Below are 24,706 nucleotides of genomic sequence, written 5' to 3' on the forward strand. Positions count from 1 at the left end.
AGGCACTTCCGCACATGCCACAGCCCTTCGTTATGCCGGATTTCTATGTTCCGTATCCGGCACGGCTCAACCCCCATCTGGAGACCGCCCGCACCCACACCCGGGAGTGGGCACGGACGATGGGGATGCTGGAGGGCTCGGGCGTCTGGGAGCAGGAGGACCTCGACTCCCACGACTACGCGCTGCTCTGCTCCTACACCCACCCCGACTGCGACGCCGGGGCGCTCGACCTCGTCACCGACTGGTACACGTGGGTGTTCTTCTTCGACGACCACTTCCTGGAGGTCTTCAAGCGTCCCCAGGACCGGACGGGCGGCAAGGAGTACCTGGACCGGCTGCCGTCGTTCATGCCCGCCGACCCCGCCGTCGACATGCCCGAGCCGACCAACCCCGTCGAGGCGGGGCTCGCCGACCTCTGGCGGCGAACCGTTCCCTCGATGTCCGAGGGCTGGCGCGTCCGGTTCGCGGAGGCCACCGAGCACCTGCTGTACGAGTCCCTCTGGGAGCTCGACAACATCAACGACGGGCGGGTGGCCAACCCCGTCGAGTACATCGAGATGCGACGCAAGGTGGGCGGCGCTCCCTGGTCCGCCGGGCTCGTCGAGTACGCGGCGGGCGCCGAGGTCCCCGCCCGAGTCGCTCACTCCCGGCCGCTGCGGGTGCTCAGGGACTCCTTCTCGGACGCCGTCCACCTGCGCAACGACCTCTTCTCGTACCAGCGCGAGGTGGAGGAGGAGGGCGAGAACAGCAACGGCGTGCTCGTGCTGGAACGCTTCCTCGGCTGCACCACCCAGCAGGCGGCCGAAGCCGTCAACGACCTGCTGACCTCCCGGCTCCAGCAGTTCGAGAACACCGCGCTGACCGAGGTCCCGCCGCTCGCCGCCGAGAAGGGGCTCGACCCGGCCGAATGCGCGGCCGTCGCCGCGTACGCCAAGGGACTCCAGGACTGGCAGTCCGGCGGCCACGAATGGCACATGCGCTCCAGCCGTTACATGAACGAGGGCATGGTCGGCGCACCGTCCTACCTCGGCGGTGTCATCGGCACGTCCGCGTTCGACGTCCGCACACTCTTCGGCCGCCCGGCCGCGGCCCGGCTGCGGACCCTCACCCATGTGCCGCACCAGCCCGTCGGGCCCTCGCTCCTGCCCGACTTCGAGCTGCCGTACCCGCTGACGCTCAGCCCGCACCACGCGGAGGCCCGGCGGCGCTCCCTGGACTGGGCCGAGGGCTTCGGACTCCTGGACGACCTCTGGGACCGGCCGCTCGCGGAGGGTTTCGACCTGGCGCTGTGCTCGGCGGGGCTGGACCCGGACGCCACCCTGGAGGAGCTGGAACTCAGCGCCGAGTGGCTGACCTGGGGCACCTACGGGGACGACTACTACCCGTTCGTCTTCGGACGGCCGCGCGACCTCGCCGGGGCACGGGAGCAGACCGAACGGTTCAAGGCCTGCCTGCCGACCGACGATCCGGCCACCGGGGCGGCGCACGCCGTGAACCCGATGGAGCGGTCCCTGGCGGACCTCTGGTCCCGGACCGCGGGCCCCATGCCGCCGGAGGCCCGCACCCAGCTGCGGTACGCCCTCGACGTCATGCTGGAGAGCTGGATGTGGGAGCTGCACAACCAGGCGCAGCACCGGGTGCCCGACCCGGTCGACTACATCGAGATGCGCCGCAGCACCTTCGGCTCCGAACTGACCATGCTGCTCTGCCGGTTGCGGCACTCCGGCGAGCTGCCGCCGGAGCTGTACCGGTCGGGGACCGTGCGGGCCCTGGAGAACGCGGTGATGGACTACGGGGCACTGATCAACGACCTCTTCTCCTACCAGAAGGAGGTCGAGGTCGAGGGCGAAGTGCACAACGGGATCCTGGTGCTGCAGAAGTTCTTCGACTGCGACTACCCGACGGCCATGGCGATGCTCCACGACCTGATGCGGGGCAGGCTGAGCCAGTACGAGCATCTGAAGCAGCGTGAGATCCCCATGCTCTACACCGAGTTCGGCCTCGACGCGGCGGGCCGGGCGGCCTTCGAGGCGTATCTGCGCGAGCTGGAGGACTGGCTGGCGGGCATCCTCAACTGGCACCGGAAGGTGAGCCGTTACGGCGCCGAGGACGTTCACGCGGGCAGTGGCACCCCGCTGCTGGGACACGGTCCGACAGGGTTGGGCACGTCGGCCGTCCGGATCGGCGCGCTCATCGGGTCCACGGTGCGCCGCTGACACGGCGGTGGGCCGCTCCCCGCACGGTTCCGGGGGGCGGCCCACGGGCCGGGTCTCCGCGCTCAGGCGTCGCGGCCGCGCAGCTGGTCCAGCTCGCGGCGGTCCCGCTTGGTGGGGCGTCCCGCGCCCCGGTCGCGGACCGCGGCGACGGCGACCTGCTCGCGCGGCGGCGGGGGCGGGCTGTTGTCGACGAAGGCCTCGGCGGCGACCGGCGGGCCGACCCGCTTGGTGTGGAGTTCCTTCACCTCGACGATCCGCTCCCGGCCCCCGTGCAGGACCCGGACCTCGTCGCCCGGCTTCACCGGCTGGGCGGGCTTGACCCGCTCCCCGTTGACCTTGACGTGCCCGGCCCGGCAGGCCGCGGCGGCCTGCGGGCGGGTCTTGGTGAGGCGGACCGCCCAGATCCAGCTGTCGACGCGCGCGCTCATCGGCCCCGCTCCCCGTCAGCCCTGCTGGAACAGCTCGGCGGGCAGCGGCTTGAGCAGCGCGTACAGGTCGTCGGTGATCGGCCGGTCCCAACTGGCGATCGTCACCAGGACGTTGTCGCTGCGGTCGAACTGGACGCAGGAGATGCGGCTCTCGGAGAGCTTGACACGGCGCACGATGAGGAGGTTGTCCCCCTGCATCACCGGTACGTCCTCGGTGTCGAGGACCTCGATCGGCTCGTCGTTCTCCAGGGCGTCGAGCAGTTGGGCCACCTCGAAGGGGATCTGGCCGTCCGCGAGCTCCCGCGCCGGGGAGCCCTGCGGCAGATTGCCGATGATCATCGCGGGGCCGCGGCCGCCGAAGAGGTCGTACCGGAGGAAGACGCCCTGGCAGGAGCCGTCGGGAGCGGGCAGCAGACCGGCGCCGAGGTTACCGGGCCAGTCTCCCGGATCCATGGCCAGGACGTCGAAGTCCGGGCCCGCGGGTGTGGCGGCGCTGCGGCGGCGGAGGAAGGACATACGGCCATGGTACGTGCCCCGGCGCGCGACGCGACGCGCCGGGCGGCTCCCGGCGCTCACTCCCGTCCAGCGGATTCGGAGGGGTCTCCTCCGGTGTTCCGCAGGGCCTGGTCGAGTCCTGTCCGGTCGGTGCCGAGCTTGCGGTAGACGGCCGAGAGGAGGTGGGCGACGGCGGTCGGGTCGGTGCCGAGGACGGTGGCCGCGTCCTGGTCGCGGACGGTGAGGTTGGCGGCGGCCCGCTCACGGGCGGTGAGGCTGTGGGTGCCCGCCGGATGGAGCGCGCGGGGGCGCAGTCCGGCCGCCGCCAGCTCGGCCCGTGCCGTCTCGACGAGGGCGTCGGCACCGCAGTCCTGGGCGGTCTCCAGGCCCCGGTAGAGGTGCTCGGCCGCCTCCGCGGCGCGCTCGGTGCGGCGCAGGGCCGCTCCGAGCGCGACCAGGGAGCGGGCCAGCTCGTAGGCGGCCGGGGACTGGTCGAGCCAGTCGACGGACTCCTCCAGGAGCTTGATCCGCTCGGGTCCCTCGGAGACCTCGGCGGCCACCCGGAGTGCCTGGCCGATCGCGGACGGCGCGCCGTACTGGCGGGCGCGGGCGACGGCCTCGTGGGCGGTGGCGAGGCCCTTCGCCGGGGAGGTCGCCGCCTCGGCGAGGGCGAGGTGGAGCTGCCAGGGGCAGCAGGAGGGGTTGCGTTTGCCGCGCGGGTCGAGGCGTCTGCCGACGGCGGCCAGTTCCTCGGCGGCCTCCTGGGTGCGGCCGGTGGCCAGCAGCAGTTCGGCGTGGACGGTCTCGCAGTCGGGGATGGTGACGGCGGCGGGGAACGGTTCGCCGAAGTCGTGCTCGCGGGCGACCCGCTCGGCCTCGTCCGTACGGCCCCGGGCGATGAGGACCTCGATCATGACACCGGTGGCGTACCAGAGGGCCGGGGTGCGGGCGCCGACGCGCTCGGCGAGGCGGAGTCCGGCGCGGGCGAAGTCCTCGGCCTCCATCAGCCGGCCGCGACGGAAGCGGATGTAGCCGATGAGGGTGTACGCGAAGGCGAGGTGCGCCCCGCGCCAGCCCTGCTTCTCGAACTCGGCGGTTCCGGCGGCGAACAGCTCCTCGGCGCGGCCGGGCCGGTCGGCGTACAGGTGGAGGAGGGCCACGAGGACGGGCACTTCGAAGCCTCTGCTCTCGTCGGCCCAGGTCAGGCCGCCTTCGAGGGCGCGCTCGGCGTGTTTGAGGGCGATGGAGGAGGGTTCGGCGCGCAGGGTGGCGTCCCAGGCGCGGAGTCCGATGATGTACCGCTCGGTGACGTCCCGGCCGGTGAGCCGGTCGGCGAGGGCCGCGAGGCGCCGGGACCGGGCGGGTGATTCGGGTTCGTCGGCGCGCAGCGCGTCCCACATGAACTTCTCGGCCTGCATCCGCAGGCGGCTGCGGGCGTCGGTGGCCTGCCGGGCCTCGCAGCCGAGGAGGTCGGACGCCTCGACGAGCCGGTCGCTGTGGGCGAGGACCTGGGCCAGCCGGTAGACGATGCCGTGGCGCAGCGCCGGGTCGGCCACGGGCTCCTCCAGTGCGGCGCGCAGATGGTTGACGGTGGTGGCGGGTTCGGTGAGGAGCGAGGAGCAGCCCAGTTCGAAGAGGACGGCGGCCCGGTCGGCGGGGGCGGGCGGTTCCCGCAGGGCGCGGGCGAGGTAGCGGCGGGCCGCGTCGGGGGCGCCCGCGCGCAGGGTCTCGCTCGCGGCGGCGCGCAGCTGGTGCACGACCCCGGAGTCGCCCTCGGGGTGGGTCTCCAGGAGGTGGCGGGCGGCGGCGGTGGGGCCGAGGCCCGCGTCGACGACGCACCAGGCGGCCTGGCCGTGCAGGGCGACGCGCAGGCCGTCGGGGATGGAGCGGTAGACGGTGCTGGCGATGAGCGGGTGGACGAACTGGAGGGGGTCGTCGGGGTGCTCCGCCTCGGCGAGGACGCGGGCCTCGCGGAGCCGGGCGGCGCAGTCGGCGACCGCTTCGCCGCCGAGCCCGGCGACGGAGCCGGCGAGCTGGGGCGAGATCTCGGTGCCGAGGACGGCGCAGGCCCAGGCGAGGCGGACGGTGGCGGTGCCGAGCCGTTCGAGGCGGGTGACGAGTCCGGTGCCCTTGAGGGCGGCGGCGAGGTCGCGGAGCGCGGGTGCGGAGTCGGCGGTGGGCGTGAGTCCGTGGTCGCGGACCTTGGCGGCGAGCTCCACCGCCTCGAAGGGGTTGCCCGAGGTGACGGTCCAGAAGTCGTGGCAGAAGACCTCGTCGGCGTGGGCGCCCACCTGGTCGCGGATGAGCCGGGTGACGGCGTCGGAGGTGAGCGGGGCGAGTCCGAGCGGGCGCTGTCCGGACCTGCGGCCGGTGAATTCGACTCCTTCGTCGGGGAGTTCGTCGGGCCGGTAGGCGACGACGAGGAGCATGGGCAGCTCTTCGGCGCGCGGTGCGAACGCGGCGAGCCAGCCCAGGGACTCGGGGTCGGCCCAGTGGGCGTCGTCGAGGACGACGACGAGGGGCGCGCGGCGGACGGCGAGGTGGGTGAGGACCCAGTCGAGTCCGTCGCGCAGGCCCTGCGGGTCGGGCGGCGACCCTTCGTCGGAGGCGCGCAGGCCGAGGGCGGGGCCGACGATGTCGTACCAGGAGCCGAGCCGTTCGCGCAGCTCGGTGTCGGTGGCGTGGGCCAGTTGGGGCTGGAGGAGCTGCCGGGCGACGTGGAAGGCGACCTGCTGTTCCTGGTCGCCGCCCCGGGCGGAGAGCACGGTGCAGCCGCGGGCGGCGGCGCGGCGCCGTATCTCGGTCAGCAGGGTGGTCTTGCCGAGTCCGGCGGGTGCGGCGTAGGCGAGGATGCCGCCGCGCCGGGCTCCCGGCGGGTGTTCGCCCGCCTCGGTGGCGGGGATGCCGGGGCGGGGGCCGGCCGTGGTCCCCTCGTCGGTGGCGGGGGTGCTTCCGGTACGGGACCTGGCCTCCTCGTGTCCGAGTCCGGGCAGGGCGACGAGGTGCGGGCGGAGAGCGGGGGCGCGGTCGGGCCAGGGCGGGTCGCCGACGAGGCCGGTCAGCAGGTCGAGGGCCTCCTCGGCCGCGTTGAGCGCCGCTTCCCGTTCGAAGAGGCCGAGCCCACGACGGGCCGTCCGACCGTTCCGCTGTGCCACGTTCCACCCCCACCACCGGGGGCGTGCGCCGGGCGCACGATCGGGATGCCCGGCGGGTAGCCCCGCGAAAACCCCAGCGTACGCCGGTTGGTGGGCCCCGTGCCGGGCAAACGTGGAGGCGGCCTCCCCCGATTGTCGGCCGCCCGGCCGGTCCGGTGTGCGCCGGTCGGCCGTCCGGCCCGCCCGGAGCGGGACCGTCCCGGGGACGGTCCCGCTCCGGTTCCGTACCGGCTCCGGCAGGGGCTTCCGCCGGGCTCAGCCGGTGGGCGGTGTGTCTCCCACGAGCCACATGGCGAAGAACTGCGCGCCTCCCCCGTAGGCGTGGCCGAGGGCCCTGCGGGCGCCTTCCACCTGGTGCTCTCCCGCCTCTCCCCGTACCTGGAGCGCCGCCTCGGCGAAGCGGATCATTCCGGAGGCTCCGATGGGGTTGGTGGAGAGGACTCCGCCGGAGGGGTTCACGGGCAGGTCGCCGTCGAGTTCGGTGACTCCCGCCTCGGTGAGCTTCCAGCCCTCGCCCTCCTCCGCGAAGCCGAGGTTCTCCAGCCACATCGGCTCGTACCAGGAGAACGGCACGTACATCTCGACGGCGTCGATCTGGCGCCTCGGGTCGGTGATGCCCGCCTGCCGGTAGACGTCGGCGGCGCAGTCCCGGCCCGCCCTGGGCGAGACGAAGTCCTTCCCCGCGAAGAGGGTGGGTTCGCTGCGCATCGCCCCGCCGTGCATCCAGGCGGGCGGGCGGGGCGCGCGTGCCGCGCCGGTGCGGTCGGTGAGGACCATGGCGCAGGCGCCGTCCGAGGAGGGGCAGGTCTCGGAGTAGCGGATGGGGTCCCAGAGCATCGGGGAGGACCGGACCTTCTCCAGGGTGAGGTCGTGCTCGTGGAGGTGGGCGTAGGGGTTCTTGAGCGCGTTGCGCCGGTCCTTGTACGCGACGAGGGAGCCGATCGCGTCGGGGGCGCCGGTGCGGCGCATGTAGGCGCGGACGTGCGGGGCGAAGAAGCCCCCGGCGCCCGCGAGCAGCGGCTGCTGGAAGGGGACGGGCAGGGAGAGGCCCCACATGGCGTTGGACTCGGACTGCTTCTCGAAGGCGAGGGTGAGGACGGTGCGGTGGACGCGGGCGGCGATCAGGTTGGCGGCGACGAGGGCGGTGGAGCCGCCGACGGATCCGGCGGTGTGCACGCGGAGCATGGGTTTGCCGACCGCACCGAGCGCGTCGGCGAGGTACAGCTCCGGCATCATCACGCCCTCGAAGAAGTCCGGTGCCTTCCCGATGACGACGGCGTCGATGTCCGCCCAGGTCAGTTCCGCGTCCGCCAGGGCGCGGACGGCGGCTTCGCGGACGAGTCCGGCGAGGGAGACGTCCCGGCGGGCGGCGACGTGTTTGGTCTGGCCGATGCCGACGACGGCCACGGGCTCAGCGGACATGGGGTTCTCCTTCCAGGACGGCCACCAGGTTCTGCTGGAGGCACGGTCCCGAGGTGGCGTGGGCGAGGGCCCGGTCGGACGCGCCCCGGTGGACGCGGGCGGCGGCCTCGCCGAGCCGGATGAGCCCGGCGGCCATGACGGGGTTGGCGGCGAGCGCTCCGCCGGACGGGTTGATCAGCACGCCGTCGTCGAGGTCGAGGGCCTTGCGCAGCACGACTTCCTGGGAGGTGAAGGGGGCGTGGAGTTCGGCGGTGTCGACGGGCCGTTCGAAGGCTCCGGCGTGTTCGGCGGCGAGGCGGGTGGAGGGTGACCTGGTGAGGTCGCGGACGCCGAGGGAGTGGGCTTCGATCCGGTGGTCCATGCCCCGGATCCAGGCGGGGCGGGCGCACAGTTCGCGGGCGCGGTCACCGGCGGCGAGGATCACGGCGGCGGCCCCGTCGCCGATGGGCGGGCAGTCGCCGGTGCGGAGGGGGCCGACGAGCCGGTCGCCCCGGGGGCGGGCGCCGCGCAGCTGGGCGTGCGGGTTGCCGGTGGCGTCGGCGCGGCTGCGGGCCGCGATGCCCGCGAGGGCCTCCTCGTCGGTGTCGCCCGCGTCGATGAGGGCCTGCGCCTGGAGGGCGGCGAGGGCCACGGAGTCGGGCCAGAGGGGGGCCAGGTAGTAGGGGTCGAGCTGGCGGGTGAGGACGTCGCGGACGGAGCCGGGCGAGGACTTGCCGTACGCGTAGACCAGCGCGGTGTCGGCCTGTCCGGTGAGGAGCTTGACCCAGGCCTCGTACAGGGCCCAGGCGCCGTCGGCCTCGACGTGGGACTCGGAGATCGGCGGCCAGGCGCCGACGCCGTCGAGGGCCATGGTGAAGGAGAAGGCGCGTCCGGCGAGGTAGTCGGACGAGCCGGAGCAGGTGAAGCCGATGTCGGCGGTCTTCAGGCCGGTCTGCCGCAGGACGTCGTGGAGGACGGGCATGACCATCTCGACCTCGGAGAGGTCGTCGGTGCGCCGTCGGTGGTCGCTCTGGGCGAAGGCGACGATCGCCACCTCTCGGTCGGGCCTCACAGCAGCTCCTTGTAGGTGTCGTAGTCGGCGTCGGGTTCGCCGGTGGGCCGGTAGTGGTCGGGGTACCGGCCGCCGTCGGTCCAGACGGGCTCGACCCGCAGGCCCATGCGGACCTCGTCGTAGGGGATGCCGCCGATGCGTCCGTGGAGGGCGAGCCCGGCGCCGTCGAGGGCGATGTGGGCGTAGACGTAGGGGACTTCGATGTCGGCGTTGCGTGCCTTGATGTTGACGATGCAGAAGGTGGTGACGGTGCCGCTGGGGCCGACCTCGACCCGGTCGGTGGTGGCGACCCCGCAGGTGGGGCAGGCGCCTCGGGGCGGCACGTACACCTTGGTGCAGACGGGGCAGCGTTCGCCGACGGTACGGCGTTCGGTGAGGGCTTCGAGGTAGCGGGTCTGGGCGCGGCCGGGGCTGTAGGTGTAGTCGAGGCGGGCGGGGGCGACGATGCCGGTGACGGGGGTGTCGAAGCGTCCGTCGTGGGGGCTCGCCGCGCCGCCGGGGTCGCTGTCGTACGGCTCGAAGCAGGCGATGTCGGTGATGGCGCCGGTGCGTTCGGCGGCCCAGCGGATCCGGACCCGGGCGCCGGTGCGGACGGCTTCCGGACCGGGGGCGTCCAGGGCGTGCAGGAGGGCGGTGTCGGCTCCGTCGAGCCGGACGAGCACCCAGGCGAAGGGGGTGCCGAGGGGCTGGTGGGGGCGGGGGCGGGGGTTCCAGGCCCAGGTGGTGACGGTGCCGGTGGGGGCGACCTCGACGAGGTCGGAGAGTTCCTCGGCGGTGGCGGGGTCGTACTCGACGGGCGGGACGAGGACCTCGCCGGTCGTGGTCCGGACGCCGAGCACGGTCCGCTCGCGGAGTCCGGTGAGGAAGGCGGACTGGACGGGGCCGAGGGAGCGGGTGAAGGGGAACTCGACGACGAGGGGGGCTCGGAGGGTCTCCGGCGGTGGGGTGACGGTCATGTGCGGGCTCCTGTGTCGGGAGGGGCGGCGTGGGGGTGGGGCGGGGTCCGGCCGGGGGCCGCCGCGCGGGCTCGCCGGTACGGGCTCGGCTCGTCGGTACGGGCTCGGCTCGTCGGTACGGGCTCGTCGGTACGGGCTCCGCCCCGGACGCGGCGGAGAGGGACGGGGAACGCCGCTCCCGGCCCGGCTCCGGCTCCGGGGAGGGGGGCCGCTCGCCCGGACTTCCCTGCCGGGAGCGGACCGGGGACGCTGTTCCTGACCGGTCTTCCGGGACTCCGGGCGGAGGCCGGGAGGTTCGTTCTCGATGAGCCGCCGGGATCTCGGGCGGGTGACGGGAACGTCCCGCCCGACGGGACCCCGGGACCGCGGGGGCGGGCGTCGTGCACGACGGGATCCGGCCCCGGGGCGGGCCGCCGCCGTCACTCCCGGCGGAACTCCGGTGTCCGTTTCTCCGCGAACGCCCGTGCCCCCTCCTTCGCGTCCGCCGTGTCGAAGATCGGCCAGCCGCGCCCGAGTTCGGCGGCCAGCCCCTCCGTCTCGGTCAGTTCGGCCGTCTCGTAGACGGAGGCCTTGACGGCCTCGACCGCGAGCGGACCGCAGGCGTTGACGCGTTCGGCGAGGTCGAGTGCGGTGTCCAGGGCGGTGCCGTCGGGGACGACCCGGCCGACGAGTCCGATGCGGGCGGCTTCCTCCGCGCCGTACGGGCGGCCGGTGAGGAGCATTTCGAGCGCGTGGGTACGGGCGATCTGCCGGGGCAGCCGCACGGTGGAGCCGCCGATGGGGAAGAGCCCGCGCCGGACCTCGTAGAGACCGAAGGTGGCGGAGGCGCCCGCGACCCGGATGTCGGTCCCCTGGAGGATCTCGGTGCCGCCCGCGACGCAGTGCCCCTCGACGGCGGCGATGACGGGTTTGCGGGGCCGGTGGTGGCGCAGCATCGCCTTCCAGTGGAGGTCGGGGTCGGCCTTGAGCCGGTCCCGGTACCGCTCTCCCTCCATGCCCTTTCCGGCCAGGGCCTTGAGGTCCATGCCCGCGCAGAACGCGCCGCCCGCGCCGGTGAGGACGACCGAGCGGACGCCGTCGTCCGCGTCGGCCTCCAGCCAGCCGTCGTACAGGCCGACGAGCATCGGCAGCGACAGGGCGTTCTTGGCCTCGGGCCTGTTCAGGGTGAGGACGAGCGTGGCGCCTTCGCGCCGGACGCTGAGGTGTTCGGTGCCGCCCATGGGGGCCTCCCGTCTCCAGTTCTGGAACAGGTTGCAGGAGCCGGGGGTCCAGTTCAATAGTTTTCTGACAGTCAGTCAGATTCTTCTGCGCACCCCCTTCCACCCTCGGGCGGTCGGCGCTCTAATGACCGCCGAGCCAGTGCGCACCCGCATCAGTCAGCACGAGCCGGGGTCAGGAGGAACGGTGGAGTACAACCTTGCCGACCTGTTCGAATCGGTCGTCGACGTGGTCCCCGACCGCGAGGCGCTGGTGTACGTCGACCACCCCGGCACGGGCGAGGAGCGCCGGCTCACCTACGCGGAGCTGGACGCGGCGGCCAACCGCGTCGCCCACCACCTCCTCGACGCGGGCGTGCGGCCCGGCGAACACCTGGGGCTCCACCTCTACAACGGGATCGAGTACCTCCAGACCGTCCTCGCCTGCCTGAAGGCGCGGATCGTGCCGGTGAACGTGAACTACCGGTACGTGGAGGAGGAACTGGTCTACCTCTACCGGGACGCCGACCTCGCCGCCCTCGTCTTCGACGCCGAGTTCACCGAGCGGGTCGCGGCGGCGCTGCCGCAGACGGAGAAGCTGCGGCACCTCGTGCGGGTGGGGACCCCGCCCGGGGACGCCCCGCCGCTCGACTGCGTGGCGTACACCGAGGCGGAGTCCTCGGGCTCGCCCGGACGCGGCTTCGGGCCCCGCTCCGGCGACGACCTCTTCATCATCTACACCGGTGGGACGACGGGGATGCCCAAGGGCGTGCTGTGGCGCCAGGAGGACCTGTTCTTCGCGGGGCTGTTCGGCGGCGATCCCTCGGGGGAGCCCGTGAAGCGCCCCGAGGAACTGGCCGAACGGGTCGCCACCGGGGGCGCGGGCATCACCTTCTTCCCCGCGCCTCCCCTGATGCACGGCACGTCCACGCTGACCGCGTTCATCGCCTTCGACTACGGGCAGCGGGTCGTCCTGCACCGCAAGTACGTCCCCGAGGAGGTGCTGCGCACCCTGGCGAAGGAGAAGGTGTCCAGCATCTCCCTGGTCGGGGACGCGATGCTGCGGCCGCTGGTGGACGCGCTGCGCGGCCCGCTGAAGGACACCGACCTGTCCGCCCTGTTCAGCCTCTCCTCGTCCGGGGCGATCATGTCGGAGACCGTACGGGCGCAGCTCCAGGAGCTGATGCCGCACGTCCTGCTCCTCAACAACTTCGGCTCCACGGAGTCCGGTTCCAACGGGCGCGCGACCGACGACTCGGGCCCCGCGAAGGGCTTCCGGCTGCACGTCAACGAGCGCACGCAGGTCGTCGATCCGGCGACGCTCGCCCCGGTCGCCCCCGGTGAGACCGGCCGTCTGGCGCAGCGCGGCCACGTACCGCTCGGCTACTACAACGACCCGGCCAAGACCGCCGAGACCTTCTTCGAGCGGGACGGGCTGCGGTGGGTCCTCCTCGGGGACATGGCGACCGTGGACGCGTCCGGTGTGGTCACCGTCCTGGGGCGGGGTTCCCAGTGCATCAACACGGGCGGCGAGAAGGTCTATCCGGAGGAGGTGGAGCAGGCTCTGAAGGCCCACCCCGACGTGTACGACGCACTCGTCGCCGGGGTGCCCGACGCGCGTTGGGGCAACCACGTCGCCGCCGTCGTCCAGCTCCGCGCGGACGCCCCGCCGCTGGACCTGGCGTCCCTCCAGGACCACTGCCGGGCGCGCCTGGCGGGCTACAAGGTCCCGCGCCAGCTGGTCCTCACCGACCGCGTCCAGCGCTCCCCCAGCGGCAAGGCGGACTACCGCTGGGCCCGTACGGTGGCGGTGGACGCCGACGCGGCGGAGGGGCCCCGGGGCTGAGGAGCCCCCGCCGGAGGGGCCGGACGGCCGGGACCGGGGCCCGCGCGTGGCGGCCGGACCGCAGGGGCGGCGACCCCCGTGGTTGCTCGGCCGCCGGACTTGAGGCCCACGGCCAGGCGGTCGGACGACCGGGACCGGAACCCCGCCGCCGGGCTGGTCGGAGCACCGGGAGTGAAGACCCCGCCCCGGGACCGCCGGACCGCCGGGCGCTCCCGGGGCTGTCCGTCGTCGTCCGGCGCGGGCACAATCGGCCCATGCCGACCGCGCCGACCCCGCGCCACCCGCCCGCCGACCTCGCCCCGGGGTTCCTGGCGGGCGGGGTGACCGGCGCGTCGCTGACCGCCCTCGTCGGCGGCTTCGTCGTCGGCGTGACTCCCCTGGTCGTCACGGGTCTTGTGCTGCTCGCGCTCTTCGGGCTGTTCTTCCTCCTCGTCACCCGTCCGCGCGCGGCCCGGGAGGCGGCCGACGTGCCGCGCACCTCGCTCGCCGCGATCGAGGAGTTCGAAGCCGCCGAGGGCGAGGCCAGCGACGTACCGGTGCGGTTCGTGCTGTCGGTGGCGCCGGACGACGCGCCCCCGTTCCGCGTGGAGATGCGGCAGGACGTCCACCTCTCGGAGCTGCCGGGCTACCGGCCGCGCGGGGTGGTGGTCGTGGAGCACCCGTCGCGGCGGCCCTGGAAGACCCGGATCGTACGGCGGCCGACACCGTGGTGGGAGGAACGGGCGGCCGTGGCGCGAGTGGACCCGGCGCCCGGTCCGGTCCTGCGGCACGAGGTCCCGAACGGCTGCCTCGGCTCCCTCCTCCCCTTCCTCGGGCTGCTGCTCGGCGTGGCCGCCGTACTCCTGCTGTTCCGCGCCGACCTCTTCGGCCCACCCGGCGACGAAGGAACCCCCGGGCGGTCCGTCTCGTCGTTGTCCACGGACCTCGGGCCGCGATGACCGGCGGCGGGGCACGATGGCGGCGCGGCGGTGGGACGAACGGGAGGACGAGGGCTCATGGGGTGGGACGAGTTCGTGGTGCTGTGGTGCGCGGGGTGGGCCGCGACGGCCGTGGTCGGGCTCATCAGATCACTGGCCGGGGTGACGAAGGCACAGCGGACGGTCCGGCTCGCGGGGCGGATCACCCGGGTGCGGGAGCCCCGGCACGGCGGATCCCGGCACGGCGGGATATCGGTGGTCGTCTCCTACCGCGACCCGGTGACCGGGCAGGACGTCGTCGTGACGAACGACGGGGACCGCGGTGAGACGATCACCGCTGCCTGGGAGGGCCGGGAGATCGGGGTCAGCCATCCCCGGGGCGCGCCGCACGCCTACCGGTTCTCCCCCGCCCCGGAGGAAGCGGGCCGTGGGCTCGGGTGGCCGATGACCGCCCTCTTCCTCGTCTACGCCGGTCTGGTGGTCCTCGCCGCGCTCGCCTGGGGGTGGCCGTGGACGCTGATCGGCTTCGGCTGGCCGTGGGCGGTCACCGCCGCCGCCCATCTGCCCGGAACCGTCCGCGCCAAGAACCGGCGCCTGGAAAGACTGGCCGCGATGGAGAGCGTCCGGGGGCGGGTCGTCGCGGTCCTCAAGGACGTCAGCGTCGACGAGGACGACGGCCACACCCGTACGACCGTCACCCCGGTCGTGTCGTTCACGACCCGCGCGGGCACGAACGTCGTCGCCCACTGCGCCGCGAACCTTCCGGACCCCGCCGACGCCTACGGCCGTGACGTGACGATCCACTACACGCCGTCCGATCCCGCCGAGTTCACACTGGACCGCGCGGCCGAGCACCGCTCCGAGGAGACCGACGTGACGGTCAACGTCCTGGCCGTCGTGGTGCTCGTGGTGACGGCGCTGGTGGGCCTCGCGATGCTCTGATCCTCAAGCGCCCTTCCGCCCCCGCCGGTCACCCCGGACCGGCCCGGCGTCCTCGGGCGTGCGGTCGTTCCTACGGTCCGGTGCCGCGGTACGGCCCCCGGCCCCGCCCGGGTGCTCGTCCGTCAGACGCCGGACTCCCGCAGCGCCGCGAGGAACTCCTCCGGCCGCTCCGTGTGCACCAGGTGGCCCGCCGCGATCGTGAGCAGCCGGGCGCCGGGGACGCTCCCGGCCAGCCGGGAGAGCTGGTCCTGCGGCACATGGCCGGCCGGTCCGCCCGCCACGACGAGGGTGTCGGCGGTGATCGCGGACAGCCCCTCGCACCAGGACGGTTCCGGATCGTTCAGCTGGGTGTCGGTGGCCGGGACGATCTCCCGGTCGAAGCCGAGGGCGCCCGCCGGGCGTACGGCGGGCGGGCGCGGCGGGTCCAGCGGGAGGAAGACCGGGGGCTCCTCCAGGACGAGCCCGCCGATGAGTCCGGGCTCGCGCGCGGCGAGCAGACACGCCGCTCCGGCACCCATCGAGTGCGCGACGACGGTGGCGCCGATGAGCCCGAGGGCCTTCAGGAAGCCGCCCAGTTCGTCGCGGAAGGCGTCGAAGCCGTAGCCGCCGGGCCGGTCGCTGAGGCCGTGGCCGCGCAGGTCGACCGCGTACACCCGGCGGTCGGCGGCGAGTTCGGCGGCGATCCGGTCCCAGGTGGTGGCGTTCTCGCCGCGCCCGTGGACCGGGACGACCGGCGGGGCGCCCTCGGGGCCGCTCACCCGGTGGGCGAGGCGGACGCCGTCCGCCGTGACCGTACGCACCTGCGGGTCGAGGAAGGCGGCGACCTCGCGGACGAACGCGGGGCCGTCGTCCACCCACGGGTAGTGCCCGGCGCCCGGCAGGACGACGAGTTCCGCCGACGGGAAGCGGGCCGCGCCCTCGGCCGCCGTGGCCGGGGTGGGGCCCGCGTCGCGCTCCCCCGCCAGGACCAGGACCGGTGCCGTGAGCGTGGCCAGCGCCCGGCGGGTGGGCTCCGGGTCGTACGCCCCTTCGCCGTGATGGGCGGAGGCGGCCTCCTGATGTGTCTGTGCCGCCTCGGTCGCCGCGTGCTCCCGGGCGGGCTCGTCCCAGCGGCCGTACGTGAAGGGGGCGACGGCCTCGCGGACGCGGGACGACGGGGTGTCCGTCCGGGCCGATCGCGTCGAGGGCCGCGCGGGCCTCCGGGTATTAGGGCCGGTCGGCGAAGCCCTCCACCACCGCGTCCCGCTCCTCGTCCGTGGTGCCGATGCCGAGCGCGCGGCCGACGGAGGTGACGAGGACGAGGGACCGGACCCGCTCGGGGTGCGCGGCGGCCTACAGGGGGGCGAGGTGGTCGGCGTCGCGCATCGGCCCGCCCGCCAGGCACACCAGCGGTTCCCCCTCCCCCACGACCCGATGGGCGAGTTCGGTCCCGTCGTACGTCGTGAAGTGCGGCATGGGGCCGATCCTCACCGCCCCGCGAGAATCCTCGCAAGCGATTTCGACGGGCGCGATACGGTGGGCGGATCGTCCCGACCAGCGAAGGAATCGTTTCATCGTGCCCGACACCCGGGAGTCCGCGCTGCGCGGAGACTGCGCCAACTGCTTCGGTCTGTGCTGTGTGGCGCTGCCCTTCGCGAAATCGGCCGATTTCGCCGTGGACAAGGCGTCGGGCGAGCCCTGCCGGAACCTCCGGGACGACTTCCGCTGCGGCATCCACACCCGGCTGCGGCCGAGCGGCTTCCAGGGCTGCACCGTGTACGACTGCTTCGGCGCCGGTCAGCGGGTCTCCCAGGTCACTTTCGGCGGCGTGTCCTGGCGGGAGGCCCCGGGGACCGCCCGGCAGATGTACGACGTCTTCCACGTGGTGCGCCAGCTCCACGAGCTGCTGCGCTATCTCACGGAGGCCCTGGACCGTCCGGCGGCGCGGCCGGTGCACTCCGGGCTGCGGACGGCGCTCGCCCGCGTCGAGGAGCTGGCCGGGGCCCCGGCGGACCGGCTGGAGCGGTTGGACGTGTCCGAGGTGCGCGCCGAGGTGAACCGGCTGCTGCTGCGCACCAGCGAACTGGTCCGCGCCACGGTCGGCGGGAGGCCGAGGAGCAGGCGCGGGGCGGACCTGATCGGGAAGCGGCTGCGCGGGGCGAAGCTGCGGGGCACCGATCTGCGCGGGGCGCTGCTCATAGCCGCCGATCTGACCGGGGCGGATCTGTCGCTCACGGACCTGATCGGCGCCGACCTGCGGGACGCCGAGCTGTCGGGGGCGGATCTCACGGGCGCCCTGTTCCTCACCCAGCCCCAGTTGAACGCGGCGCGCGGGGATGCGGGGACCGTCCTCCCGGCAGGTTTCGAGCGTCCGGCGCACTGGACGCCCTGACGTCACGGGGCGTCCGTGCCGTCCTGCCCGTGTCCGGCGCGGGGGTCGTACGTGTACGGGGTGGTGGTGGACAGGGTGAGGAATCCGAGGCGCCGCAGGATCGGGCGGCTCGTGTCGGCCGCGTCGACCTGGACGTAGCGGTGGCCGTGCGCGGCCGCGATCCGGGCGCGGTGGGTGACGAGCGCGCGGTAGAGGCCGCGTCCCCGCCAGCCTTCGACGGTGCCGCCGCCCCACAGGCCCGCGAAATCGGTGCCGGGGGTGAGTTCGAGCCGGGCGGCGCTGACGGGTTCGCCGTCAGCGAGGGCGACGACGGCGGGCGGGGTCGTGGGGTCGGCGGCGAGCTGTTCCAGGAGGCGCGGTCCGAGATGGCCGCTGTCGGTGCCGAAGGCACGGGTGTGGATCTCGACGACCTGGCGCACACCGGTCTCGTCGGTGACCTCGCGGAGTTCCACGCCGTCGGGCACGGGGACGTCCGGCAGGGCGTCGGCCTCGGCGACCATCAGGGTCTCGGGGTCCTCGGGGGGGAAGCCCGCGGCGCGGAGACGGTCGCCGAGGTCGGCGGGGGTGTCGTGGCCGTAGAGCTTCCATTCGAAGGGGAGCCCGGCGGCGCGGTAGTGGGCGATCTGCGCGGCGACGGCGGCGTCGGCGGTCCGGGCGTCGAGACCGGACCAGAGCACACCGTTCCAGGCGTGCTCCGGTCCGGTCTGGCGCACGACGCCGTCGATGTGCTCGACACGGCAGCCGGGGCCGTCCGGGCGGGCTTCGCGGCGGAGCTGCCGGTCGTACAGGCCGAGGAGGTGCTGGGGGTCCATGGTGTCACTCCAGCATCCGGGCGGGGAGCGCCGCAACGGGTTTCGCCCCCGGCTCCCCGCTCTCGTCTCACCAGGTCACGGGCAGGGTGACGGGCCCTCTGTTGACGGTTCCGGTGCGCCAGGCGATCTGCTCGGGCGGCACGGCGGTGTCGAGCCGGGGGAAGCGGTCGAGGAGGGTTTCGAGCATCACTTCCGCTTCCATCCGGGCGAGTTGGGCTCCGGCGCAGTAGTGGACGCCGTGGCCGAAGGCGAGGTTCGGGGCCTCGTTCCGTTCGAGGTCGAGCCGGTCGGGGTCGGTGTAGACGGTGGGGTCGCGGTTCGCCGCGGGGTAGAAGACGTAGACCGCCTCGCCCTCGCGGATGGTGACGCCGCCGACCTCGATGTCGGCGGTGGCGATCCGGGGCATCCCGACGCCGTTGCGCTGCGGGATGTAGCGGAGGAGTTCGTCGACGGCGAGCGGCAGGCGGCGCGGGTCGGCGCGGAGCCTGGCCGTCTCCTCGGGGTGGGTGAGGAGCACGTAGACCATGGTGGCGACGATGTTCCGGACGGCGTCGAGTCCGTTGAGGGTGAGCATGACGGCCGTCGAGACCAGTTCCTGGGTGCTGAGTCCGCCGGTCTCGCGGGCTCCGGCCAGCTCGCTGAGCAGGTCGTCGACGGGACGGTCGGCGCGCTGTCGGGCGAGGTCCGCGAAGTATCCGGCGATCTCCTTCTTGACGGCCTCTCCCTCGGCCGCGGTGGTGTCGCTGGACAGGATGCCCGCGCGCCACTGTTCGACCCGGTCGAGGTCGGCGGGCGGGACGCCGAGGAGTTCGGCGACGACGGTCGAGGAGAGCGGGCCGATGAAGGTCTCGGCGAGGTCGGCGGGCGGGCCCGCCTCGGCGGTGCGGCGGGCGAGTTCGGTGGCCTGCTCACGGGTGTGGTCGCGCAGGGCGCGCATACGGCGGCGTCCGAAGGTGGGGGCGATCAGCCTGCGGAGCCGGGTGTGCTCGGGCGGGTCGGCGCGGCCGACTCCACCGGCCGGGGCGAGGGTGTGCGGGGTCATGCTGGTGACGGGCCGCCCGACGGTGAGGGCACGGCTCATGCGCGGGTCGGCCGCGATCTGCTTCACGTGTTCGTAGCGGGTCACCAGCCAGGCGTCGCCCTCGCCGTGACGGAGCCGGACCCGGGCGACCGGCTCCTCGCGCAGGAGCCGGTGCGGCAAGGGGTCGAAGACCGTGCCGGGGAGCGGGTCCACGGCCCAGTCGTGGACGACCGCACCGGGACGGTCGTACGGAACGGGAGGGTCGTACGGAACGGGGCAGCCGGGAGGGCCCTTCCGGTCGGGTGGGTGGGGGCGGTCGTACGGGTCGGGTCGGCCCTGTGGAGCGGGACGGTCGGGCGGGCGGGGAGGGCCGGGCCGGTCGGGCCGGTCGGCGCGGCCGGGCGGACCGTGCGGGTCGGCCTGGCCGGGACGGTCGCGTGGGCCGGAAGGGTCCGGCGGGCCGGGGCGGTCGGGCGGGCTCATGGGACGGGGGCCGTCGTCGCGGGGGCCGGTGGTGCGGCGCTCCGGCCCGCGTCGTGCCGCAGCGGGGTGATCTGGTCGATGTCGTAGCGGACGCGCAGCGCTTCGACGGCGGCGTGGTCGACCTCGCCGCCGGAGCCGAGGATGTCCATGAGTTCCTCGAAGTAGCGTTCGTGGTCGGGCGGCGGCGAGGCCTGGAACAACATGCGGACGGGTTCTCCGGTGGGGTTGGCGAAGGCGTGGGGGCAGCCCGGCGGGACCAGGATCAGGGTGCCGGGGGCCGCGCGCACGGCTCGCTGTCCGGACGCGGACTCCCATTCCCGCCAGCTGTCCTTGGTGCGGACGAGCGGTTCGAAGGCGAGGACGTCGAGCTCCCCCTCCAGGACGTAGAACAGTTCCTCGCTGCGTCCGTGCGCGTGGGCGCCGACGTCGAAGCCCGGGGGCACGACGACTTCGAAGGTGGAGGCGGCACGGGAGTGCTCGCCCGTCACCTTGAAGGTGACGTGCTGGGCGGCGGTCGTCAGCGTCTTGCCGTGGCCGGGCGGCACGATGAGGCCTCCGCCCGGTCCGATCGCGGTGGCTGTCACGGGGTGTGTGTTCCTCTCACCAGGTGACCGGAAGGGTCTCGGGGCCGCGGATGAGGGCTCCGCGCTGCCAGCGGATCTGGTCCTCGGGGACGGCGAGCCGCAGGTCCGGGAAGCGGTCCCACAGGGACTCGACGAGGATCTCGGCCTCGATGCGGGCGAGCGCGGAGCCTGGGCAGTAGTGGGGGCCGTGCCCGAAGGCGACGTGCGGGTTGTAGCCGCGGTCGAAGTCGAGCCGGTCGGGGTCGGGGAAGACGTCGGGGTCGCGGTTGGCGGTGAGGTAGGAGACGTAGACCGGCTCGTCGGCGGGGATGGTGACGCCACCGACGTCGACGTCCTCCAGGGTGATCCGGGAGAGCCCGACGGCGTTGCAGTGGGGGATGTAGCGGAGGAGTTCGTCGACGGCGTGCGGGACGAGTCCGGGGTCGGCGCGCAGCCGGGCGAGGTGCTCGGGGTGGGTGAGCAGCGCGTACACCATGTTGGCGCTGTTGTTGCGGACGGCGTGGGCGCCGCCGATCTGGATGAGTACGGCGAGTCCGACGGCCTCGTGCTCGGTGAGGGTGTCCTCGTCGACGGCGTCGGCGAGGACGGCCGCGAGAGTTTCCTTGCCGGTGCCGTGGCTGCGGCCGACCAGCTCGGTGAAGTAGCGGCCCATGTCGGACTTGGCCCGCTCGCTGGCCTCACGCCCGGCGGCGGCCGAGATGATCGTGTCGGACCAGTGGGCCATCAGCGGCCGGTCGCCCCCGGGAACGCCCATGAGTTCGCTGACCACGGCGAGCGGGAACGGCCGGTTGACCAGTTCCACCAGGTCGGCGGGGGCGCCCTCCTCCTCGACGCGGTCCAGGAGACCGTCCATGACGTTCTGGGCGTGGTCGCGGAGGGACCGCAGGGAGCGGGCGCCGAAGGCACGGGCCACGACCCGCCGCATCCGGGTGTGGTCGGGCGGGTCGGCGAACCCGACGGCGCCCTCCATCGGGATGAAGTGGGGGGCGACGCGGGTGACCGAGCGGCCCCACACGGCCTGGCGGCTGAAGCGGGGATCGACGGAGACGAACTTGACGTCCTCGTAGCGGGTGACGAGCCAGGCGTGACCCTCGCCGTGCGGCAGCCGGACCCGGGTGACGGGGTCCTCGTGGAGCAGCTTGGCCAGCAGGGGGTCGAAGTCGAGCCCGGTGAGATCGGGCACGGCCCAGAAGTGGACGTGCGGGGTGTCCGCCGCGCCGGGGACGTGTGTGTCGAGCATGAAGGGGGGGACCTGTCTCCGTTGTTGGATGCGTTCGAGGTCTTCCCCCCGTGCTCCGCGGCCGACGCCTGCTCGGCACGGAAAGCACACAAAGGTGTGATCCGGAAGCGAAAAGAACGGGTCGCACGGGTGTTCGCGCGCCCCTGTCGGGGTTCCCCCGGCGCAGATCAGGGTCGTGACCCCTTGCCAACCCCCCGGTACCTCCGGATTTACTGGCCGTGAGCGCATCTACCGAATGATCGGTCGCCCGTTTTACGACCGTGGAGGAGTGACGTGATGACGGAACTGCTGGACAGCGGCGAACGGCTCGGACGCGAGGAGCTGGCGGCCCTCCAACTGGAGCGGCTGCGGGCGACCCTGCGTCACGTCTACGCGAACGTGGACTTCCACCGGCGCGCCTTCGACGCCGCCGGGGTCACGCCCGACGACTGCCGCACCCTCGCGGACCTGGCCCGGTTCCCGTTCACCACCAAGGCCGACCTCCGCGACCACTACCCCTTCGGGATGTTCGCCGTCGACCAGTCCCGCATACGGCGGCTGCACGCCTCCAGCGGGACCACCGGCAGGCCCACCGTCGTCGGCTACACGGAGAACGACCTCGGCATGTGGGCCGATGTCGTGGCCCGCTCGTTGCGCGCCGCCGGGGCCCGCCCCGGCCACAAGGTCCACGTGGCGTACGGCTACGGCCTGTTCACCGGCGGGCTCGGCGCCCACTACGGCGCGGAGCGCCTCGGCTGTACGGTGATCCCCGCGTCGGGCGGCATGACGGCCCGGCAGGTGCGGCTGATCCAGGACTTCCGGCCCGAGATCATCATGGTGACCCCCTCGTACATGCTGACCCTCCTCGACGAGTTCGAGCGGCAGGGCGTGGACCCCCGCTCGACGTCCCTGAAGGTGGGGGTGTTCGGTGCGGAGCCGTGGACGGAGGCGATGCGGAAGGAGATCGAGGAGGCCTTCGCGATCGACGCGGTCGACATCTACGGCCTGTCGGAGGTCATCGGCCCCGGTGTGGCCCAGGAGTGCGTCGAGACCAAGGACGGGCTGCACATCTGGGAGGACCACTTCTACCCGGAGGTGGTGGACCCGTTCACCGGCGAGGTCCTGCCCGACGGGGAGGAGGGCGAGCTGGTCTTCACCTCGCTCACCAAGGAGGCCATGCCGGTCGTGCGCTACCGGACCCGGGACCTCACCCGGCTGCTTCCGGGGACGGCACGGGTGTTCCGGCGGATGGAGAAGATCACCGGGCGCAGCGACGACATGATCATCCTGCGGGGGGTGAACCTCTTCCCCACCCAGATCGAGGAGATCGTGCTGCACACACCGGGGGTGGCCCCGCACTTCCAGTTGCGGCTGACGAGGGAAGGGCGCCTCGACGCCCTGACGGTACGGGCCGAGGCCCGGCGCGGGGCCACGCCGGAGGAGCGGGCGGAGGCGGCCCGGGGGATCGCGGCGGCGGTCAAGGACGACGTCGGGGTGTCGGTGGGGGTCGAGGTGGTGGACCCCGAGACGCTGGAGCGGTCGGTGGGCAAGATCAAGCGGATCGTGGACCTGCGGAGGGAGTGAGCGGGAGGGCGCGGGAGGAGCTGCCGAAGCGGATGGGACGCACTCCTCGCGGGGCGGCGGAGGGAGACGGCGGGGACAGCGGCGCGGGGCGGCGGGGGCGGCTTCGGGGCGGCGGTGGCGGGGCGGCGGTGGCGGCTTCGGGAGAAGCCCGGGAAGGGTGCCTCCCCCGGCTCCTCCCTCCGGAGACCGCCATCGGGGGAGCCCGGGGACGCCTCCTGCGGACGACCACGCGGAGGAACGGCCGGTCACGACGAGCGAGGGGCACGGGGGCCTGGGCACTGGTCCGGCTGGTGGGCCGTCTCCACCCTCGGGGAGCACCCGCGGGCGAGGGTCCGGGGAAGATCGGTCCGCCCGCCGCGCGGAGGGCGGCCGACCGTCGCGCGGAGGGGCGGCAGGCCGTCGCGCGGAGGGTTTTCCCCCGGTGGTGGGGGTGGAGGTCAGGTCGGGGGGTGGGGAGCGAAGCGGTTCCTGAGTTCGCGTTTGAGGATCTTGCCGCTCGCGTTGCGGGGCAGTTCGGACAGGAAGTGGACGCGCTTCGGGGTCTTGAAGCCCGCGAGCCGTTCCCGGGCGTGGGCGAGGAGTTCCGCCTCGGTGACCTCGCCGCGCGGGACGACCACCGCCGTGACGGCTTCGACCCAGCGGTCGTCGGGCAGGCCGACGACCGCCACCTCGGCGACGGCGGGATGGGTGTGGAGCACGTCCTCGACCTGGCGGGAGGCGACCAGGACTCCCCCGGATTTGATGACGTCCTTCACCCGGTCCACGACGGTGAGGTAGCCCTCGGCGTCGCGGACCGCGAGATCGCCGGAGTGGAACCAGCCGCCCCGGAAGGCCGCCTTCGTCTCCTCGTGCTTGCGCCAGTAGCCCGAGCACAGTTGCGGGGAGCGGTAGACGATCTCGCCGGGTGTGCCGTCGGGGACGTCCTCGCCGTCCTCACCGACGATCCGGGCCTCGACGTGCCGGACGGGACGGCCGCAGGAGTCCATCCGGCCCTCGTGCTCGTCGGGGCCGAGGACGGTGGCCAGGGGGCCTATCTCGGACTGGCCGAAGCAGTTGTAGAACCGCAGTGCGGGCAGCCGGGCGCGGAGCCGTTCCAGGACGGGCACGGGCATGATCGACGCGCCGTAGTAGGCCTTGCGCAGGGCGGACAGGTCGCGTTCCGCGAAGCCGGGGTGGTCGGCGAGGCCGATCCACACGGTGGGCGGGGCGAAGAGGCTGTCGGCGCGGCCCGCCTCGATCAGGTCGAACAGGACCGCCGGGTCGGGCCCGTCGATGATCGTGTTCTCCGCGCCGACGGCGAGGTACGGGAGGAGGAAGACATGGATCTGGGCGGAGTGGTAGAGCGGCAGCGCGTGCACCGGCCGGTCGTCCTCGCTGAGGTCGAGGGCCTCGATCGCGCTCGCGTACTCGTGGGCGAGGGCGAGGTGGGTCATCATCGCGCCCTTGGGCCGTGCGGTCGTGCCCGAGGTGTAGAGCAGCTGGGCCAGGTCCCGGGCGTCCCGGTCGGTGGAGAACGGCTCCGGTTCGGCGAGTGCGTCGAGCAGCGAACCGGGCGCGTCCCGCAGTGCCTTGACCGGGAAGCCGTCCGGAATCCGGTCGGCGAGGGCCGGATCGGCGAGGACGAGGGAGGTGTCCGACTGTTCCAGGAGGTAGGCGAGGTCCTCGCCCACCAGGTGGTGGTTGACCGGCACATGGATCAGGCCCGCCCGCGCACAGGCGAGGAACGCCACGAGGTAGACGTCCGAGTTGTGGCCGTAGGTGGCGACCCTCGCGTACTCGGGCAGTCCGTGGCCGTGCTCCGGTTCCCGCAGGACGGCCGCGGCGGTGGAGACGGCCGCGTCGAGCTCGGCGTACGTCCAGCTCCGGTCGGCGTACCGGACGGCGACGCGGTCGGGTACGCGCCGGGCGCTGGCCCGCACGAAACCGTCGACGGTACGGCTGATGAGTCGGTCCATGCGCTGATCCTCGGCGGGTGGCGGACGGAAGGTCAAGTGGGTTGCGGCACGCC

Annotated in this window: 20 protein-coding genes and 1 pseudogene; 6 read left to right on the forward strand and 15 right to left on the reverse strand. The window is 73.6% G+C overall.

Annotated elements, in window-relative coordinates; all coding sequences use genetic code 11:
- Positions 1-14 precede the first annotated feature (14 nt).
- The gene (locus tag ACIO92_RS18680; RefSeq protein WP_366441866.1) at positions 15-2,216 is read left to right on the forward strand and encodes a germacradienol/geosmin synthase; all 2,202 of its coding nucleotides are present in this window, start codon (positions 15-17) and stop codon (positions 2,214-2,216) included.
- 62 nt (positions 2,217-2,278) lie between these two features.
- On the opposite strand, the gene ACIO92_RS18685 is transcribed toward ACIO92_RS18680, so the two are convergent.
- The 7 genes from ACIO92_RS18685 to ACIO92_RS18715 form a co-directional block, all read right to left on the reverse strand.
- The gene (locus tag ACIO92_RS18685) at positions 2,279-2,644 is read right to left on the reverse strand and encodes an RNA-binding S4 domain-containing protein (protein WP_366441867.1); all 366 of its coding nucleotides are present in this window, start codon (positions 2,642-2,644) and stop codon (positions 2,279-2,281) included.
- 15 nt (positions 2,645-2,659) lie between these two features.
- Positions 2,660-3,160, reverse strand: a complete 501-nt coding sequence (locus ACIO92_RS18690) for a hypothetical protein (protein WP_351795943.1) — start codon at positions 3,158-3,160, stop codon at positions 2,660-2,662.
- Positions 3,161-3,216: 56 nt separating this feature from the next.
- Complete coding sequence (locus ACIO92_RS18695; protein ID WP_401237244.1) at positions 3,217-6,042, reverse strand: ATP-binding protein; 2,826 nt, start codon at positions 6,040-6,042, stop codon at positions 3,217-3,219.
- A 507-nt stretch (positions 6,043-6,549) separates the two neighbouring features.
- The gene (locus tag ACIO92_RS18700; protein ID WP_366441868.1) at positions 6,550-7,716 is read right to left on the reverse strand and encodes a thiolase domain-containing protein; all 1,167 of its coding nucleotides are present in this window, start codon (positions 7,714-7,716) and stop codon (positions 6,550-6,552) included.
- Positions 7,706-8,767 carry a thiolase domain-containing protein gene (locus ACIO92_RS18705; protein ID WP_401237163.1) on the reverse strand — a complete coding sequence of 354 codons (1,062 nt, stop codon included), beginning with the start codon at positions 8,765-8,767 and terminating at the stop codon, positions 7,706-7,708. The genes ACIO92_RS18700 and ACIO92_RS18705 overlap by 11 nt, the downstream gene beginning before the upstream one ends.
- Positions 8,764-9,723, reverse strand: a complete 960-nt coding sequence (locus tag ACIO92_RS18710; RefSeq protein ID WP_366441870.1) for an OB-fold domain-containing protein — start codon at positions 9,721-9,723, stop codon at positions 8,764-8,766. Before ACIO92_RS18710 ends, ACIO92_RS18705 begins: the two co-directional genes overlap by 4 nt.
- A 419-nt stretch (positions 9,724-10,142) precedes the next feature.
- The gene (locus ACIO92_RS18715; RefSeq protein WP_366441902.1) at positions 10,143-10,943 is read right to left on the reverse strand and encodes a crotonase/enoyl-CoA hydratase family protein; all 801 of its coding nucleotides are present in this window, start codon (positions 10,941-10,943) and stop codon (positions 10,143-10,145) included.
- A 184-nt stretch (positions 10,944-11,127) separates the two neighbouring features.
- Between ACIO92_RS18715 and ACIO92_RS18720 the strand changes: the two genes are divergently transcribed.
- The 3 genes from ACIO92_RS18720 (at position 11,128) to ACIO92_RS18730 (ending at position 14,624) form a co-directional block, all read left to right on the forward strand.
- On the forward strand, positions 11,128-12,765 hold the full coding sequence (locus ACIO92_RS18720; protein WP_402282022.1) for an acyl-CoA synthetase: 1,638 nt from the start codon (positions 11,128-11,130) through the stop codon (positions 12,763-12,765).
- A gap of 254 nt (positions 12,766-13,019) precedes the next feature.
- The gene (locus tag ACIO92_RS18725) at positions 13,020-13,703 is read left to right on the forward strand and encodes a hypothetical protein (protein WP_402282020.1); all 684 of its coding nucleotides are present in this window, start codon (positions 13,020-13,022) and stop codon (positions 13,701-13,703) included.
- A 57-nt stretch (positions 13,704-13,760) separates the two neighbouring features.
- On the forward strand, positions 13,761-14,624 hold the full coding sequence (locus tag ACIO92_RS18730) for a DUF3592 domain-containing protein (RefSeq protein WP_402282018.1): 864 nt from the start codon (positions 13,761-13,763) through the stop codon (positions 14,622-14,624).
- A 122-nt stretch (positions 14,625-14,746) separates the two neighbouring features.
- On the opposite strand, the gene ACIO92_RS18735 is transcribed toward ACIO92_RS18730, so the two are convergent.
- The 3 genes and pseudogenes from ACIO92_RS18735 to ACIO92_RS18745 all read right to left on the reverse strand — a co-directional run bounded on the left by ACIO92_RS18735 (position 14,747) and on the right by ACIO92_RS18745 (position 16,079).
- Complete coding sequence (locus tag ACIO92_RS18735; RefSeq protein ID WP_402282016.1) at positions 14,747-15,478, reverse strand: alpha/beta fold hydrolase; 732 nt, start codon at positions 15,476-15,478, stop codon at positions 14,747-14,749.
- Between the two features lie 15 nt (positions 15,479-15,493).
- Positions 15,494-15,763, reverse strand: a pseudogene (locus ACIO92_RS18740) (alpha/beta fold hydrolase); the annotation flags it as partial.
- A 193-nt stretch (positions 15,764-15,956) separates the two neighbouring features.
- Entirely contained in the window at positions 15,957-16,079 is a 123-nt protein-coding gene (locus ACIO92_RS18745) for a hypothetical protein (RefSeq protein WP_401237160.1), read from the reverse strand.
- A gap of 100 nt (positions 16,080-16,179) precedes the next feature.
- Between ACIO92_RS18745 and ACIO92_RS18750 the strand changes: the two genes are divergently transcribed.
- Complete coding sequence (locus ACIO92_RS18750) at positions 16,180-16,995, forward strand: pentapeptide repeat-containing protein (RefSeq protein ID WP_401237159.1); 816 nt, start codon at positions 16,180-16,182, stop codon at positions 16,993-16,995.
- A 2-nt stretch (positions 16,996-16,997) separates the two neighbouring features.
- Here the strand turns inward: ACIO92_RS18750 and ACIO92_RS18755 are convergent, their stop codons facing one another.
- The 4 genes from ACIO92_RS18755 to ACIO92_RS18770 form a co-directional block, all read right to left on the reverse strand.
- Positions 16,998-17,807, reverse strand: a complete 810-nt coding sequence (locus ACIO92_RS18755) for a GNAT family N-acetyltransferase (RefSeq protein ID WP_402282014.1) — start codon at positions 17,805-17,807, stop codon at positions 16,998-17,000.
- Between the two features lie 67 nt (positions 17,808-17,874).
- A complete protein-coding gene (locus tag ACIO92_RS18760) occupies positions 17,875-19,041 on the reverse strand; it encodes a cytochrome P450 (RefSeq protein ID WP_401237158.1) in 1,167 nt (388 codons plus the stop codon).
- Positions 19,042-19,307: 266 nt separating this feature from the next.
- Positions 19,308-19,895 carry a cupin domain-containing protein gene (locus ACIO92_RS18765; RefSeq protein WP_366441878.1) on the reverse strand — a complete coding sequence of 196 codons (588 nt, stop codon included), beginning with the start codon at positions 19,893-19,895 and terminating at the stop codon, positions 19,308-19,310.
- A 16-nt stretch (positions 19,896-19,911) separates the two neighbouring features.
- Entirely contained in the window at positions 19,912-21,135 is a 1,224-nt protein-coding gene (locus ACIO92_RS18770) for a cytochrome P450 (protein WP_402282011.1), read from the reverse strand.
- A gap of 276 nt (positions 21,136-21,411) precedes the next feature.
- On the opposite strand from ACIO92_RS18770, the gene paaK reads away from it, so the two are divergent.
- Positions 21,412-22,698 carry a phenylacetate--CoA ligase PaaK gene (gene paaK / locus ACIO92_RS18775; protein ID WP_402282009.1) on the forward strand — a complete coding sequence of 429 codons (1,287 nt, stop codon included), beginning with the start codon at positions 21,412-21,414 and terminating at the stop codon, positions 22,696-22,698.
- A gap of 437 nt (positions 22,699-23,135) precedes the next feature.
- Here the strand turns inward: paaK and ACIO92_RS18780 are convergent, their stop codons facing one another.
- On the reverse strand, positions 23,136-24,653 hold the full coding sequence (locus ACIO92_RS18780) for a fatty acyl-CoA synthetase (protein ID WP_366441881.1): 1,518 nt from the start codon (positions 24,651-24,653) through the stop codon (positions 23,136-23,138).
- Positions 24,654-24,706: the final 53 nt, after the last annotated feature.

The sequence above is a fragment of the Streptomyces sp. NPDC087215 genome (assembly GCF_044744885.1).
In the GTDB taxonomy this organism is placed as follows: Bacteria; Actinomycetota; Actinomycetes; order Streptomycetales; family Streptomycetaceae; genus Streptomyces.